Genomic DNA, 13,985 nt, shown 5'->3' on the forward strand with positions numbered 1-13,985 from the left:
GCATGCGCGCCCCGCGTTCCGGGTTGGGCGCATCGAAGTGCTTCGAACTGCACATCGATGATGTCCGAACCGGTTAATCCACCGGGTCGCGCGAATGCATCGCGTTCGCATCGTCCGGCGGCAGCAGTTTCGAATCGCAAAGGGGGAACAGATGCATCGGATCATCATCGTAGGTGGAGGCGCGGGCGGCCTGGAACTGGCGACGCGGCTCGGCGACCGTTACGGCGCGCGCGGCAATCGTTCTGCGCGTGCGCTTGTCACGCTCGTCGACCGCAATCCGACCCACATCTGGAAACCGCTGCTGCACGAGGTCGCGGCCGGCAGCATGGACCCGTTCACGCAGGAGCTCGAATATGCGGCGCAGGCGCGCTGGCATGGCTTCGAGTTCCAGCAGGGCGGGCTGACTGGGCTCGACCGCGCGGCGAAGCGCATCACGCTGTCGCCCGTCAACGACAGCGACGGCGAGGAGTTGTTGCCGGCGCGCGAGCTGGAATATGACACGCTCGTGATCGCGATCGGCAGCACGACTCACTTCTTTGGCGTGCAGGGCGCGGCGGAAAACGCGATCGCGCTCGATACCGTGGGCGAGGCCGAGCGTTTCCGCAAGCGGCTGATCGCCGCGTGCATGCGCGCCGAGCATCAGGCGCCGGCGCCGACCGCGCCGGGTGAGGCGGCCGAGCCGCGCATCCAGGTCGCGATCGTCGGTGGCGGCGCGACCGGCGTCGAGCTGTCCGCCGAGCTGCGCAACACCGCGCAGGTGTTGTCGGCCTACGGGCTGCACAAGCTCGACCCGCGGCACGACGTCGGCATCGTGCTGATCGAATCGGGGCCGCGGATCCTCCCGGCGTTGCCGGAGCGCGTGTCGTCGGCGACGGCCGAACTGCTCGAAAAGATCGGCGTGCGGCTGATGCTCGCCGAGCGCGTGACCGAGGTGGCGCCCGGGGCCGTCCATACGGCGAGCGGCAAGACAATACGTGCCGACCTGACGGTCTGGGCCGCGGGCATCAAGGCGCCGGCCGTGCTCGCCAATCTCGATGGCCTCCAGGTCAACAAGCTCGGCCAGCTCGACGTGCGCCGCACGCTGCAGACCTTCACCGACGACAACGTGTTCGCGCTCGGCGATTGTGCGGCATGCGCATGGCCCGGCAGCGAGCGCAACGTGCCGCCGCGCGCGCAGGCTGCGCACCAGCAGGCGAGCTTCCTGCTGAAGGCAATCGGCTGCCGGCTCGATGGGCGTCCGCTGCCCGAATTCACCTATCGCGACCTGGGCTCGCTCGTGTCGCTCGGCCATTTCAGCGCGGTCGGTAACCTGATGGGCGGGCTGATCGGCGGCAACATGCTGATCGAGGGGCTGTTCGCGCGCTTCATGTACATGTCGCTGTACCGGATGCATATCGCCGCGCTGCACGGCTATCCGCGCATGATGCTCGACACGGTCGCGCACTGGCTGCGGCGCACGACGCTGCCGCGCGTCAAGCTGCACTGAGCGCGCGTTCGCGCGAGAGGCGGGCGGGGCGCGCGCAGGTCGTGCGTCGTTCTCCGCCCGTTGTTCCTTGCGGGCAGCCGGGCTGTCGTGCCGGCGTGTGACGGGCAACATCGACCGCGTGTTTTTCGTTTCAATCGGCAAGCATCCGATCGCGCAACGGCGATCGGCATGCGGCCTGTTGCATCGCGATTCGACGGGGCGCCCGCGGTGTTTGGCGCGACGCTCGACGTGGCGAATCAACACGCCGTAATCGAGTCTTACATATCCGACAGTTGACGCGACAACGGATTATTGGGCATCTTGTCCGGGTTTCCGTTCGCGGCGGGGTGCCAACCGCCGCGACATCCGCGCCGTGCGCCGGCGCGATGCCCCGTCATGCCGTGTCCGTGATCGTGACGGCGGCCCCCAATCGAGGAGTGCATTCATGTTGAAACCCGAAGTCGACAGCCTGGTTCCCCACGTTCCGTTCTCGCGCCGCAAGTTCATGCAGGCCGCGCTGGGCGGTGCCTTCGCGGCGGCCGTGCTGCCCGTGTCGGCGCAGACGGTCACGACCGACAGCGAAGGGCTGGACGTCGACACCGTCGAGATCCGCTCGGGCGACGCGAGCGTGCCCGCGTATCGCGCGCAGCCGAAGGACAAGACGAACCTGCCGGTCGTCATCGTGATCCACGAGATCTTCGGCGTGCACGCGCACATCGCCGATGTCTGCCGCCGCTTCGCGAAGCTCGGCTATCTCGCGATCGCGCCGGACCTGTTCGCGCGGCAGGGCAATGCGGAGAAGTATCCGACGATCAAGGATCTGGTCGAGCACATCGTCAGCAAGGTGCCGGACCGGCAGGTGACCGAGGATCTCGATGCGACCGTCGCGTGGGCCGGCAAGAACGGCGGCGACCTGTCGCGTCTCGGCGTGGTCGGGTTCTGTTGGGGCGGCCGCCAGAGCTGGCTGTATGCGGAGCACAACCCGCACGTGCGTGCGGCCGTTGCATGGTACGGGTTCGTCGAAGGCAAGACCGACGAGATGACGCCGTTCAACCCGGTCGATCATGCATCGTTGCTGAAGGTTCCCGTGCTCGGGCTGTATGGCGAGAAGGATGCGAACATCACGCAGGCGTCGCTCGCCGACATGCGCAAGGCAATCCAGACGAGCGATTCGAAGCTCGCGCGCGAATCGGAGATCGTCGTGTACCCGGATGCCGGTCACGCGTTCTTTGCCGATTACCGGCCGAGCTATGTGAAGGCCGACGCGGAGGAGAGCTGGAAGCGCGCGATCGCGTGGCTCCGCAAGTACGGCGTGATGTAAACGGCAAGCGGCGGCATGGGCCGCCGCTTCGTTGTGACTGCGCCGCGCCGGCGCTTACGGCGTCGGGCCGGTTGCGATCGGCCGCGACGGGTCCGCGCTCCACTCGCTCCACGAGCCCGGATACAGCGATGCGCCGTGCAGGCCCGCAACTTCCAGCGCCAGTGCGTTGTGGCATGCGGTGACACCGGAGCCGCATTGCAGGATCACGCGATTCGGTTCGGTGCCCGCCAGCACGGCGGAAAACGCCTCGCGCAGTTCATGGCCGGTCTTGAAGCGGCCGTCGGCGGTCAGGTTGTCCTTGAAGAAGCGGTTGCGCGCGCCGGGGATGTGGCCGCCCACACGATCGATCGTTTCGTTTTCGCCGCGGTAGCGATCGGGTGCGCGCGCATCGATCACGACACGCGTGGGTGCGTTCACGTTGGCGAGCACGGCCGCCGCGTCGACTGTCGATTCGAGCGGCGCGGCCGCACGGAAATCACCGGCTGGCGGGTGCGGTACGTCGGCCGTCAGCGGCTGGCCGGCTGCTTCCCAGGCCTGCAGGCCGCCGTCGAGCACGGCAACCGAATCATGCCCGAGCCAGCGCAGCAGCCACCACAGGCGCGCCGCATAGGCGCCGCCTTGTGCGTCGTACGCGACGACCTGCTGGCCTTGCTTGAGGCCGCGGCTCGCGAGCAGCGTGGCGAGTGCGTCGCGGGTCGGCAGCGGATGGCGGCCGTTGGTGCCCGTCTTGCGGCCCGACAGGTCGCGGTCGAGATGGAGATACTGGGCGCCGGGGATATGGCCGGCCGCATACGCGGCTTCGCCGGCGGCGGGATCGACGAGATCGAAGCGGCAGTCGAACAGCGCGACGCTGCCGGGCGCCGCCGCCAGGCGCTCGGCGAGATTGGCGGCGGAGATGAGCGTGGTGTAGTGAGTGTGTGGCATGACGGCTCCCTGGAGTGCGAATGGCCTGACATTCCAAGTCTAAACAAAAAAAGACGGGCCGAAGCCCGTCTTTTCGTCTGCCGGATACCGTGCGGCGTCAAAGCGCCGCACCAGTTATCAGATGTCGCCGAGGTGGCGGCGCAGGAACTCGTGGAAGTGCTGCATGCCATCTTCCATCGGGCTCTGGTACGGACCGACCTGCGACTCGCCGCGTGCCATCAGTGCATGGCGGCCTGCGTCCATCCGCATCGCGATCTCGTCGTCCTCGACGGCCGTTTCCATGTAGGCGGCGCGTTCGGCCTCGACGAACTCGCGTTCGAACAGCGCGATTTCCTCGGGGTAATAGAACTCGACGATGTTGGTCGTCTTTTGCGGGCCTCGCGGAATCAGCCACGATACGACGAGCACGTGCGGATACCACTCGATCATCAGGCCCGGGTAGTAGACCATCCAGATCGCGCCGAACTCCGGCGGCACGCCGTTGCGGAACTTCAGCACCTGCTCGTGCCATTTCTGGTAAGTCGCGCTGCCCGGTTTCGCGAGCGCGTTGTGCACGCCGACCGTCTGCACGCTGTACCAGTCGCCGAACTCCCACTTGAGGTCGTCGCACGACACGAAGCTGCCGAGGCCCGGGTGGAACGGGACGACGTGGTAATCCTCGAGATAGACCTCGATGAACGTCTTCCAGTTGTAATCGCACTCGTGCACTTCGACGTGATCGAAGAGGTACTCGGAGAAGTCGAAGTGATGCTTCGTGCCGAGATTGGCGAGGTCGCGCGCGACATTCCGGCCCTCGGCCTCGAACAGCAGCCCCTGCCAGTTCTGCAGCGGGCTCTTGCCGAGGTTCAGGCACGGTTTGTCGGGGAAGTGCGGTGCGCCGAGCAACTCGCCTTCCAGATCGTAGGTCCAGCGGTGCAGCGGGCACACGATGTTCTGCGTGTGGCCGCGCCCATTGAGCATGATCGCCTGCCGGTGGCGGCACACGTTCGACAGCAGTTCGATCTGGTTCGCCTGGTTGCGAACCAGCACGCGGCCTTCCTGCTCGGACGGCAGCGCAAAATAATCCCCCGCCTCGGGCACCATCAATTCGTGCCCGACGTAACGAGGTCCTTTCTTGAAGAGGGTTTCGATCTCGCGCTGGAGCAACGCCTCATCGAAATATGCAGTGACTGGAAGCTGGCTGTGAGCCGACTTCAACTGAAGCGCATCGCTCAGATTGGACATTCCCACTCCCGGTGTTAGCGTGAAAGCAGTGAACAACCCAACCATCGAAAAATCGATTTAGGGAAACGGGGAATTATACCCGGTTCGCCTCGCAAGGCTAGGATTAAGTGCCTGATTTGTGTCAATTTTTTGTCGGGCGACAATCGGAAGGCGCACAATGTGTGTCGAAGGTGGGGCCGGAAGATGTACCCGGGTGCCACGACGGCAGGTCGGAAAATTCTCTTTTGCCGTAGAATGTCCGACTTGTTTTGAAATTTGACACCCTCGTCCATGGCGAAAACCGCATCCCCAGGCGCCACGCCGCCCGGCAATGGTACCGAACCGTTGCCGGACAATTACGAAACGGCGCTCGCGGAACTCGAGACGCTGGTTGCCCGGATGGAAGGCGGCGCGTTGAGCCTCGAGGATTCACTGACGGCGTATCGCCGCGGTGCGACCCTCGTTGCGTTTTGCCAACAGCAGCTCGAGAAAGTGGAGCAGCAGGTTCGCGTGCTCGACGGCGCGACGCTGAAGCCGCTTTCGTCCGGAACGGCCGCCACGGACGGCGAAGACGACGATCTATGACATTCGAACAATGGATGCGGTCCGTGCTTGACCGTGTCGAGGACGCACTCGGCCACTATTTGCCCGCTGAAACCGCGGTGCCGGAGAAACTCCACGAGGCGATGCGCTATGCGGTCCTCGGCGGCGGCAAACGCGTTCGCCCGCTGCTGTGCCATGCAGCAGGCGAACTGACCGGCGCGACCGAAGCGGCCCGCAACGCGGCGGCGGCGGCACTGGAGATGATCCACGTCTACTCGCTCGTGCACGACGACATGCCGTGCATGGACGACGATGCGCTGCGTCGCGGCAAGCCGACCGTGCACGTGCAGTACGACGAGCCGACGGCACTGCTGGTCGGTGACGCGCTGCAATCGCAGGCGTTCGTTGCGCTGACCGATGCCGCCGCGCTGTCGCCGGCGCAGCAGGCCGCGCTCGTGCGCGAGCTGGCGCTCGCAAGCGGCTCGATCGGCATGGCCGGCGGGCAGGCGATCGACCTGGCGAGCGTCGGCCTCAAGCTGACGCTCGAGCAGCTCGAGACGATGCACCGGAAGAAGACGGGCGCACTGCTGCGCGCGGCCGTGCGGATGGGCGCGCTGGCCGGCGAGACGCCGTCCGCGGAAACGATGGCGGCGCTCGACGTATACGCGGGGGCCGTGGGTCTGGCCTTCCAGGTCGTCGACGACATTCTCGACGTCACGACCGATTCGGCGACGCTCGGCAAGACGGCCGGCAAGGATGCGGCGAATGACAAGCCGACCTATGTATCGATCCTCGGCCTCGACGCGTCGCGCGAGCTCGCAGCACAACTGCGCGCCGAAGCGCACGACGCGCTGAAACCGTTCGGCGCGCGCGCACAGCGTCTGGCCGAACTTGCCGACCTGGTAGTGAACCGGGTCAGCTGACGCGAAAGCCCGCCGCCGCGCACATGCTACGGTGCGTGCATCAGAATGCGGGCGCGTTTGATTTCCTACAATGGAACGACGATGTACGACTTGCTGAAAACCATCGACGACCCGGCGGATTTGCGCCGCCTCGATCGTCGCCAACTTCAACCGCTCGCGGATGAACTGCGCGCGTTCGTGCTCGACAGCGTGTCGAAGACGGGCGGCCATTTGTCGTCCAACCTCGGGACGGTCGAGCTGACGATCGCGTTGCACTACGTGTTCAACACGCCGAACGATCGGATCGTCTGGGACGTGGGCCACCAGACCTACCCGCACAAGATCCTGACGGGGCGCCGCGACCAGATGCATTCGCTGCGCCAGCAGGACGGCATCTCGGGCTTCCCGCGCCGCAGCGAGTCCGAATACGACACGTTCGGCACCGCGCACTCGAGCACGTCGATCTCGGCCGCGCTCGGCATGGCGATCGGCAGTCAGCTGAACGGCGATGACCGCTTCTCGATCGCCGTGATCGGCGACGGCGCGATGACGGCCGGCATGGCGTTCGAGGCGATGAACAACGCGGGCGTGTCGGAAGATGCGAAAGTGCTCGTGATCCTGAACGACAACGACATGTCGATCTCGCCGCCGGTCGGCGCGCTGAATCGCCATCTCGCACGCCTGATGTCGGGCCGCTTCTATGCGGCTGCGCGCGCAGGCGTCGAGCGCGTGCTGAGCGTTGCGCCGCCGGTGCTCGAACTTGCCCGCAAGCTCGAAGAGCACGCGAAGGGCATGGTCGTGCCGGCTACCCTGTTCGAGGAGTTCGGCTTCAACTACATCGGCCCGATCGACGGTCACGATCTCGATTCGCTGATCCCGACGCTGCAGAACATCCGCGAACTGCGCGGCCCGCAGTTCCTGCACGTGGTGACGAAGAAAGGCCAGGGCTACAAGCTCGCCGAAGCCGATCCCGTGCTCTACCACGGCCCCGGCAAGTTCAACCCGGCCGAAGGCATCAAGCCGTCGACCACGCCCGCGAAGAAGACGTACACGCAGGTGTTCGGCGAGTGGCTGTGCGACGAAGCCGAGCGCGATACGCGCGTCGTCGGCATCACGCCCGCGATGCGCGAAGGCTCGGGCATGGTCGAGTTCGAGAAGCGCTTCAAGGATCGCTACTACGACGTCGGCATCGCCGAGCAGCACGCGGTGACGTTCGCGGGCGGCATGGCAACCGAAGGCCTCAAGCCGGTCGTCGCGATCTACTCGACGTTCCTGCAGCGTGCATACGACCAGCTGATCCACGACGTCGCGCTGCAGAACCTGCCGGTCGTGTTCGCGATCGACCGCGCGGGCCTCGTCGGCGCGGACGGTGCGACGCACGCGGGCGCGTACGATCTCGCGTTCATGCGCTGCATCCCGAACATGACGATCATGGCTGCGTCCGACGAGAACGAATGCCGCCAGATGCTGCACACGGCGCTGCAGCAGCCGAACCCGACCGCAGTGCGCTATCCGCGCGGCGCGGGCACGGGCGTGCCGACGGTGAAGGAATTCACCGAGATCCCGCTCGGCAAGGGTGAAGTGCGTCGCCAGACGTCGCAGCCGGAAGGCAAGCGCGTCGCGATCCTCGCGTTCGGCACGATGGTCGCGCCGTCGCTCGCCGCGGCCGAGGAGCTCGACGCAACCGTCGCGAACATGCGCTTCGTGAAGCCGATCGATGCGGCGCTCGTGCGCGAACTCGCCGAGACGCATGACTACGTCGTCACGGTCGAGGAAGGCTGCGTGATGGGTGGCGCGGGCTCGGCCTGCGTGGAAGCCCTGATGGAGAGTGGGGTTATCCGACCCGTACTACAATTGGGTCTCCCTGACCTGTTCATCGATCACGGCGACCCCGCGAAGCTGCTGTCGCAATGCGGTCTCGACGGCGCGGGTATCGCGAAATCGATTCGCGAACGCTTTCTGAATCCGGCGGCCGACGTCGCCGGTCAGGCGAAGCGCGTCGCATAAGCTGGCGCCGCCCGCGGGCGGTGTCGGTGCGACTGGCGCAACCGGTCTTCATTGATGCGGAAAACATGGGCCTGCGGGCCCATGTTGCTTTTCCGGCTGCCGCGTGACGCGGCGTGCGCGTCGTCGAACGCGCGGCTTACAAGGATTGAACAAGTTGACGTCCTCCCCCGCCTAAAGGCGAGCGATTCCCACGACTGGCGATGCACGTCCGCATCGGAGAATGTTCAGAGCCGCATTGACATCGCGATCATGCACGACACCACATTCACTGCAGGTCCACTCTCTTATTCGCAGTCCTGCGATACCTTTCGGCCGCGTCTTGCTGTCTTTCGACCCGCACGACGAACAGGACTGGGTAGAACCGCTTTCGTCGACTTCCTCGAACGTGACTCCGTGCGCGATCGCTTTGTAGCGGAGCCTGTTTCGGAAAGACGACCAGGATGCGTCGTAGACGCTCTTCGCCATCCTGGTTCTGGCGAGCTTCGCGGCCGACACGTTGCCGACCGCGATGTAATCGAAACGCCGCACCAGATCGAGCGCGAGCTTGTGTTGGAAATCGGCACGGGCGTTCGCCACCTTGGCGTGCAGCTTCGCGATATGCAGCTTGTGCTTTCGCGCCCGTTGCGCTTTCGCCAGCTTTTCCGCCGCGCGTCGACCGAACTGGTCATTGGGCAGCTTCTCGCCGGTCGAAAGTGTGGCGAAATCTTTCAGGCCGAGATCGATACTCACACCGGAACCGATCGGGCGCGCCCGGACATCGGGCATTTCAATCACGATGTTCAGGAACCAGTTGCCGCGCGCATCCTGCGCAAAGTTGGTTCCGTCCTTGACCTTGCCGTCGGGAAGCGGGCGGCTGCTGAATACGCGGAAAGTGTTGCCGGCGAAACGGAACGCGTCGCCCTCGCGTTTCAGATCACGCCCCTTCAGTGGTACCCAGCCGAGCGATTTCCTGCCGCGATAGCGCAGGTAGGGCCGACGGCGCTGGCTACGCGACTTCGCGTATTGCTCGCACGTCGCGTTGATCGTGCCGGAGTGTATACCGAGTTCCTTGCTGCTACCGGTGGTCAGCACGTTCAGATCAAATCCCGACGGCCACCTCTTGCGCCACTTGAGCGCATGCTTTTGCGTGTCGTTGCAGAAGTTCCAGACGTAGTTCACCGCGCGGCTCTGCTTGTTAAGCAGTCCGTTGAGCGATTTCACCCGGTAGCGATAGACAAGAATCATGCCGGTCATTCTAACGATGGAACGTCGTCTGTCGACGGCGCTCTTTTCCTTCCCGCCATCAGTGGCGGGGTTTCTCGGAGTAACAGATGAACCAGATGAATCCCGCCTTCGTGATGCCCGACGTGCAGAGCACGGTGGATACCCGCCAGATTCCGATTCAGCGTGTGGGCGTGAAGGCGGTCCGGCATCCGTTGACGGTGTGCACCGAAAGCGGCGACGTGCAGCCGACCGTCGGTGTCTGGAACCTCGATGTCCGCCTGCCGGCCGACCAGAAGGGCACGCACATGTCGCGCTTCGTCGCGCTGCTCGAAGAGAACCGTGCACCGCTGACGGTCGAGCGTTTTCGCGCGATGCTCGCATCGATGCTCGAGAAGCTGGAAGCCGAAGCCGGTCGCATCGAAGTCACGTTCCCGTACTTCGTGAACAAGACGGCGCCGGTGTCGGGCGTGCAGAGCCTGCTCGATTATGAAGTGACGCTCGCGGGCGAAAGCCGCAACGGCGATACGCGCCTGTTCCTGAAGGTGCTCGTGCCCGTGACGAGCCTGTGCCCGTGCTCGAAGAAGATCTCGCAGTACGGCGCGCACAACCAGCGTTCGCACGTGACGATCGACGCGGAGCTCGCGGCCGACCTGCCGGTCGAGGCGCTGATCCGCATCGCCGAGGAAGAGGCGTCGTGCGAGCTGTGGGGCCTGCTGAAGCGTCCGGACGAGAAGTTCGTCACCGAGCGCGCTTACGAGAACCCGAAGTTCGTCGAGGATCTCGTGCGTGACGTCGCGCAGCGTCTCGATGCGGACGAGCGTGTGGTGGCATACGTGCTCGAAGCCGAGAACTTCGAGTCGATCCACAATCACAGCGCGTATGCGCTGATCGAACGCGACAAGCGACTGGCTGCATAACGCTGCGGCGTTTTGTCGCGTCGATGAAGAAAGGCCGCTCAAAATTGAGCGGCCTTCCTGTTTGCCGGTGCGGCGTTGCGTCGCGTGCGCGGCGCGGCTCAGCGCGCGAGCGACGCGAGATCCCAGCGCGGCTTCACCGTGAACGCGTAGTCGGCATTCGCCTGCTCGGGCCAGCGGCCGAGCCGCAACGCGCCTGCCAGCGCGATCATCGCGCCGTTGTCGGTGCAAAGCGCGAGATCGGGGTAGTGCACGTCGAAGCCGCGCTTGGCTGCCGCGGCCGACAGCGCGGCGCGAAGCTGGCGGTTCGCGCCGACCCCGCCCGCGACCACGAGGCGCTTGAGCTTCGTCTTCTTCAGCGCGGCGAGCGACTTGGCGACGAGCACGTCGACGGCCGCGTCGACGAAGCCGCGCGCGAGGTCGGCCTTCGCGCGTTCGAGTGCTTCACCTTCGAGCTTCGCCGCTTCGAACTTCTTCATCTGCGTGAGTACGGCCGTCTTCAGGCCGCTGAAGCTGAAGTCGAGATCGCCAGAGTGCAGCATCGGGCGCGGCAGCACGACCGCACCCGGCGTGCCGGTTTCGGCGAGCTTCGACACTTCCGGGCCGCCGGGGTAGCCAAGGCCGATCAGCTTGGCCGTCTTGTCGAATGCTTCGCCGGCCGCGTCGTCGAGCGTTTCGCCGAGCGTCTCGTACACGCCGACGTCGGTCACGCGCATCAGCTGCGTGTGGCCGCCGGACACCAGCAGCGCGACGAACGGGAACGGCGGCGGCTGGTCGACGAGCAGCGGCGACAGCAGGTGGCCTTCGAGGTGGTGGATGCCGACGGTCGGCTTGTTCCAGGCGAGCGCGAGCGCATTCGCGATGCTCGCGCCGACCAGCAGCGCGCCGGCGAGGCCGGGGCCCTGCGTGAACGCGATCGCGTCGATGTCGTCGCGGCGCGTGCCGCTTTGCGCCATCACTTCCTCGAGCAGCGGCAGCGCGCGGCGGATGTGGTCGCGCGATGCGAGCTCGGGCACGACGCCGCCGTATTCGCGGTGCATGGCGATCTGCGAGTGGAGCGCGTGCGCGAGCAGGCCGCGCTGCGTGTCGTAGAGCGCGAGGCCGGTTTCGTCACAGGAGCTTTCGATGCCGAGAACGAGCATGGGTACGGGCAGGGCACGCCGTATCGGGCGCGCCGCAGGAAGGTCAACGTAACCGGAAAGTATAGCAGGCGAGGGCCTGCCCCCGCTGGCAGCGGCCCGGGCCGGATGCCGGGCAGGTACAATCCGCGCCATGGAAACTTATGACATCGCCGTGATCGGCGCGGGCGCCGCCGGAATGATGAGCGCCGCGGTGGCCGGGCAACTCGGCCGCCGCGTCGTGCTGATCGATCACGCGCCGCGGCTCGCCGAGAAGATCCGCATCTCGGGCGGCGGCCGCTGCAACTTCACGAACCTGTACGCCGGCCCCGACAACTATCTGTCGTCGAATCCGCATTTCGCGCGCTCGGCGCTGGCGCGCTATACGCCGCGCGACTTCCTCGGGCTGCTCAAGCGCCATCACGTGACCTGGCACGAAAAGCACAAGGGCCAGCTCTTTTGCGACCACGGCAGCGACGCGATCATCGACGTGCTGAAGCACGAGTGCGACGCGGGCGGTATCGCGTGGCGCCGGCCCGTCGTCGTCGACGCGGTGCGCCACGCGCCGTCCGACGGCTTCACGCTCGACACGCAGCAGGCGGGGACGATCGGTGCGCGCGCACTGATCATCGCGACCGGCGGCCTGTCGATCCCGAAGATCGGCGCGACCGACTTCGGTTACCGGATCGCCAAGCAGTTCGGCCACAAGCTCATCGATACGCGGCCCGCGCTCGTGCCGTTGACGTTCGCGCAGCAGGACTGGGAGCCGTTCGCGGCGTTGTCCGGCGTATCGCTCGAGGTGCGCGTATCGACCGGCGACAAGAAGCGCGGCGGCGAATTCGTCGAGGACCTGCTGCTGACCCATCGTGGCCTGTCCGGGCCCGGGATCCTGCAGATCTCGAGTTACTGGCAGCCCGGCGACCCGATTCGCGTCGATCTGTTGCCGCAGCGCGACACGGTGGCCGACCTGCTCGACGCGAAGCGCACGTCGAAGCGCCAGATCGGTTCGCTGCTCGCCGACTGGGTGCCGTCGCGCCTCGCGCATGCGTGGCTCGACACGCATCGCGTCGCGGCCGACGCGCGGCTCGCGGACCTGCCCGACAAGACGCTGCGCCAGATCGGCGACGCGCTGTCCGGCTGGACGCTGACGCCGAACGGCACTGAGGGCTACAAGAAGGCCGAAGTGACGAAGGGTGGGGTCGATACGCGCGACCTGTCGTCGGCGACGATGATGAGCGCGCGCGTACCGGGGCTGTTCTTCGTTGGCGAGGCGGTGGACGTGACGGGCTGGCTCGGCGGCTACAACTTCCAGTGGGCGTGGGCGTCCGGCACGGCGGCCGGACAGGCCGCGGCGGAGTATGCGCGCGGCGCCTAACGGGGCTGGGGCGACGCCGTTTTGGCGGGGCCGGGCCCCGTGCCTTTAGACAATCGCTCTGCTATACTCGGTAGTCTTTCCCTGCAAACCTTTATTCGTGTCGGATCATGACGATCATTCGCGTTAAAGAGAACGAGCCGTTCGAAGTTGCAATGCGTCGCTTCAAGCGTACGATCGAGAAGAATGGTCTGTTGACCGAGCTTCGTGCGCGCGAGTTTTACGAGAAGCCGACCGCGGAGCGCAAGCGCAAGAAGGCTGCTGCAGTGAAGCGTCATTACAAGCGCATCCGCAGCCAGACACTGCCGAAGAAGCTGTACTGAACGATTGGGCGCCGCGCGGTTCGCTGAGCGGCGCACCGGCGACTCCGTGCGATCAGGTGATCGCGAAAGATCGAGCATGATCGTGCGACCGATCGGGCGAGCCGCCGATGCCGGATTCGAGCAACCCGCTTGAGACATTGTCCCAAGCGGGTTTTTGTGTTGACGCCCTTGGCGGGCGTCGGATTCACGTTTCCTTCCCGGGTGAAAGATGAGTTTGAAAGAGCAGATCAGCGAAGACATGAAGGCCGCGATGCGCGCGAAGGACAGCGAGCGCCTGGCAACGATTCGCCTGCTGATGGCCGCGATCAAGCAGCGCGAAGTCGACGATCAGATCACCCTCGACGATGCGGGCATCACGGCCGTGATCGACAAGATGATCAAGCAGCGCAAGGATTCGATCAGCCAGTTCCAGGCAGCCAGCCGTGACGACCTCGTCGCGAAGGAGCAGGCCGAACTGGTCGTGCTGAGCGGCTACATGCCCGAGCAGCTGTCGGAGGCCGAGGTGGCCGCCGAAGTGCAGGCAGCGGTCGCGCAGACGGGCGCCGCCGGCCCGCAGGACATGGGCAAGGTGATGGGCGTGCTGAAGGGCAAGCTCGCCGGCCGCGCCGACATGACGGCCATTTCCGCGCTGGTCAAGGCCGCGCTCACGAAGTAACACCTGTTTCCCCGGCGTGCGCGGTGCGTGCGCCG

13 protein-coding genes are annotated in these 13,985 nt (G+C 65.7%); 9 read left to right on the forward strand and 4 right to left on the reverse strand.

Annotation, left to right across the window (positions count from 1 at the left end):
- Positions 1-151 precede the first annotated feature (151 nt).
- Positions 152-1,486, forward strand: coding sequence for an NAD(P)/FAD-dependent oxidoreductase (locus CFB40_RS21820; protein WP_089432363.1), 1,335 nt, complete (start codon positions 152-154; stop codon positions 1,484-1,486).
- A 424-nt stretch (positions 1,487-1,910) separates the two neighbouring features.
- Positions 1,911-2,786 (forward strand): dienelactone hydrolase family protein, encoded by an 876-nt coding sequence (locus tag CFB40_RS21825; protein ID WP_069251089.1) that lies wholly within the window; start codon positions 1,911-1,913, stop codon positions 2,784-2,786.
- 54 nt (positions 2,787-2,840) lie between these two features.
- Here the strand turns inward: CFB40_RS21825 and CFB40_RS21830 are convergent, their stop codons facing one another.
- Both CFB40_RS21830 and CFB40_RS21835 read right to left on the reverse strand, forming a co-directional pair.
- Complete coding sequence (locus CFB40_RS21830; protein WP_089428005.1) at positions 2,841-3,710, reverse strand: sulfurtransferase; 870 nt, start codon at positions 3,708-3,710, stop codon at positions 2,841-2,843.
- Between the two features lie 117 nt (positions 3,711-3,827).
- Entirely contained in the window at positions 3,828-4,934 is a 1,107-nt protein-coding gene (locus tag CFB40_RS21835; protein ID WP_089428004.1) for an aromatic ring-hydroxylating oxygenase subunit alpha, read from the reverse strand.
- A gap of 270 nt (positions 4,935-5,204) precedes the next feature.
- Here CFB40_RS21835 and CFB40_RS21840 point away from each other — a divergent pair, with 270 nt between their 5' ends.
- The 3 genes from CFB40_RS21840 to dxs all read left to right on the forward strand — a co-directional run bounded on the left by CFB40_RS21840 (position 5,205) and on the right by dxs (position 8,365).
- Positions 5,205-5,498 carry an exodeoxyribonuclease VII small subunit gene (locus tag CFB40_RS21840; RefSeq protein WP_027791079.1) on the forward strand — a complete coding sequence of 98 codons (294 nt, stop codon included), beginning with the start codon at positions 5,205-5,207 and terminating at the stop codon, positions 5,496-5,498.
- A complete protein-coding gene (locus tag CFB40_RS21845; RefSeq protein ID WP_089428003.1) occupies positions 5,495-6,379 on the forward strand; it encodes a polyprenyl synthetase family protein in 885 nt (294 codons plus the stop codon). Before CFB40_RS21840 ends, CFB40_RS21845 begins: the two co-directional genes overlap by 4 nt.
- An 81-nt stretch (positions 6,380-6,460) precedes the next feature.
- On the forward strand, positions 6,461-8,365 hold the full coding sequence (gene dxs, locus CFB40_RS21850; RefSeq protein ID WP_089432364.1) for a 1-deoxy-D-xylulose-5-phosphate synthase: 1,905 nt from the start codon (positions 6,461-6,463) through the stop codon (positions 8,363-8,365).
- Between the two features lie 171 nt (positions 8,366-8,536).
- On the opposite strand, the gene CFB40_RS21855 is transcribed toward dxs, so the two are convergent.
- Complete coding sequence (locus tag CFB40_RS21855) at positions 8,537-9,589, reverse strand: RNA-guided endonuclease InsQ/TnpB family protein (protein ID WP_089433273.1); 1,053 nt, start codon at positions 9,587-9,589, stop codon at positions 8,537-8,539.
- An 86-nt stretch (positions 9,590-9,675) separates the two neighbouring features.
- Here CFB40_RS21855 and folE2 point away from each other — a divergent pair, with 86 nt between their 5' ends.
- Positions 9,676-10,485 (forward strand): GTP cyclohydrolase FolE2, encoded by an 810-nt coding sequence (gene folE2, locus CFB40_RS21860; RefSeq protein WP_089428001.1) that lies wholly within the window; start codon positions 9,676-9,678, stop codon positions 10,483-10,485.
- 98 nt (positions 10,486-10,583) lie between these two features.
- Here folE2 and tsaD read toward each other — a convergent pair whose 3' ends face one another.
- The gene (gene tsaD, locus CFB40_RS21865) at positions 10,584-11,624 is read right to left on the reverse strand and encodes a tRNA (adenosine(37)-N6)-threonylcarbamoyltransferase complex transferase subunit TsaD (protein WP_011355802.1); all 1,041 of its coding nucleotides are present in this window, start codon (positions 11,622-11,624) and stop codon (positions 10,584-10,586) included.
- Between the two features lie 130 nt (positions 11,625-11,754).
- On the opposite strand from tsaD, the gene CFB40_RS21870 reads away from it, so the two are divergent.
- The 3 genes from CFB40_RS21870 (at position 11,755) to CFB40_RS21880 (ending at position 13,950) form a co-directional block, all read left to right on the forward strand.
- The gene (locus CFB40_RS21870) at positions 11,755-12,975 is read left to right on the forward strand and encodes an NAD(P)/FAD-dependent oxidoreductase (protein WP_089428000.1); all 1,221 of its coding nucleotides are present in this window, start codon (positions 11,755-11,757) and stop codon (positions 12,973-12,975) included.
- 107 nt (positions 12,976-13,082) lie between these two features.
- Positions 13,083-13,295, forward strand: coding sequence for a 30S ribosomal protein S21 (rpsU, locus tag CFB40_RS21875; protein ID WP_006479415.1), 213 nt, complete (start codon positions 13,083-13,085; stop codon positions 13,293-13,295).
- A 208-nt stretch (positions 13,296-13,503) separates the two neighbouring features.
- Entirely contained in the window at positions 13,504-13,950 is a 447-nt protein-coding gene (locus CFB40_RS21880) for a GatB/YqeY domain-containing protein (RefSeq protein WP_089427999.1), read from the forward strand.
- Positions 13,951-13,985 lie beyond the last annotated feature (35 nt).

The organism is Burkholderia sp. AU31652 (assembly GCF_002223155.1).
Lineage (GTDB): Bacteria > Pseudomonadota > Gammaproteobacteria > Burkholderiales > Burkholderiaceae > Burkholderia.

Coding starts and splice junctions, on each gene's coding strand:
- CFB40_RS21825 (WP_069251089.1), top strand. CDS start 1,911: ATGTTGAAACCCGAAGTCGACAGCCTGGTTCCCCACGTTCCGTTCTCG.
- CFB40_RS21840 (WP_027791079.1), top strand. CDS start 5,205: ATGGCGAAAACCGCATCCCCAGGCGCCACGCCGCCCGGCAATGGTACC.
- rpsU (WP_006479415.1), top strand. CDS start 13,083: ATGACGATCATTCGCGTTAAAGAGAACGAGCCGTTCGAAGTTGCAATG.
- CFB40_RS21845 (WP_089428003.1), top strand. CDS start 5,495: ATGACATTCGAACAATGGATGCGGTCCGTGCTTGACCGTGTCGAGGAC.
- CFB40_RS21855 (WP_089433273.1), bottom strand. CDS start 9,589: ATGATTCTTGTCTATCGCTACCGGGTGAAATCGCTCAACGGACTGCTT.
- CFB40_RS21820 (WP_089432363.1), top strand. CDS start 152: ATGCATCGGATCATCATCGTAGGTGGAGGCGCGGGCGGCCTGGAACTG.
- folE2 (WP_089428001.1), top strand. CDS start 9,676: ATGAACCAGATGAATCCCGCCTTCGTGATGCCCGACGTGCAGAGCACG.
- CFB40_RS21880 (WP_089427999.1), top strand. CDS start 13,504: ATGAGTTTGAAAGAGCAGATCAGCGAAGACATGAAGGCCGCGATGCGC.
- dxs (WP_089432364.1), top strand. CDS start 6,461: ATGTACGACTTGCTGAAAACCATCGACGACCCGGCGGATTTGCGCCGC.
- CFB40_RS21830 (WP_089428005.1), bottom strand. CDS start 3,710: ATGCCACACACTCACTACACCACGCTCATCTCCGCCGCCAATCTCGCC.
- CFB40_RS21835 (WP_089428004.1), bottom strand. CDS start 4,934: ATGTCCAATCTGAGCGATGCGCTTCAGTTGAAGTCGGCTCACAGCCAG.
- CFB40_RS21870 (WP_089428000.1), top strand. CDS start 11,755: ATGGAAACTTATGACATCGCCGTGATCGGCGCGGGCGCCGCCGGAATG.
- tsaD (WP_011355802.1), bottom strand. CDS start 11,624: ATGCTCGTTCTCGGCATCGAAAGCTCCTGTGACGAAACCGGCCTCGCG.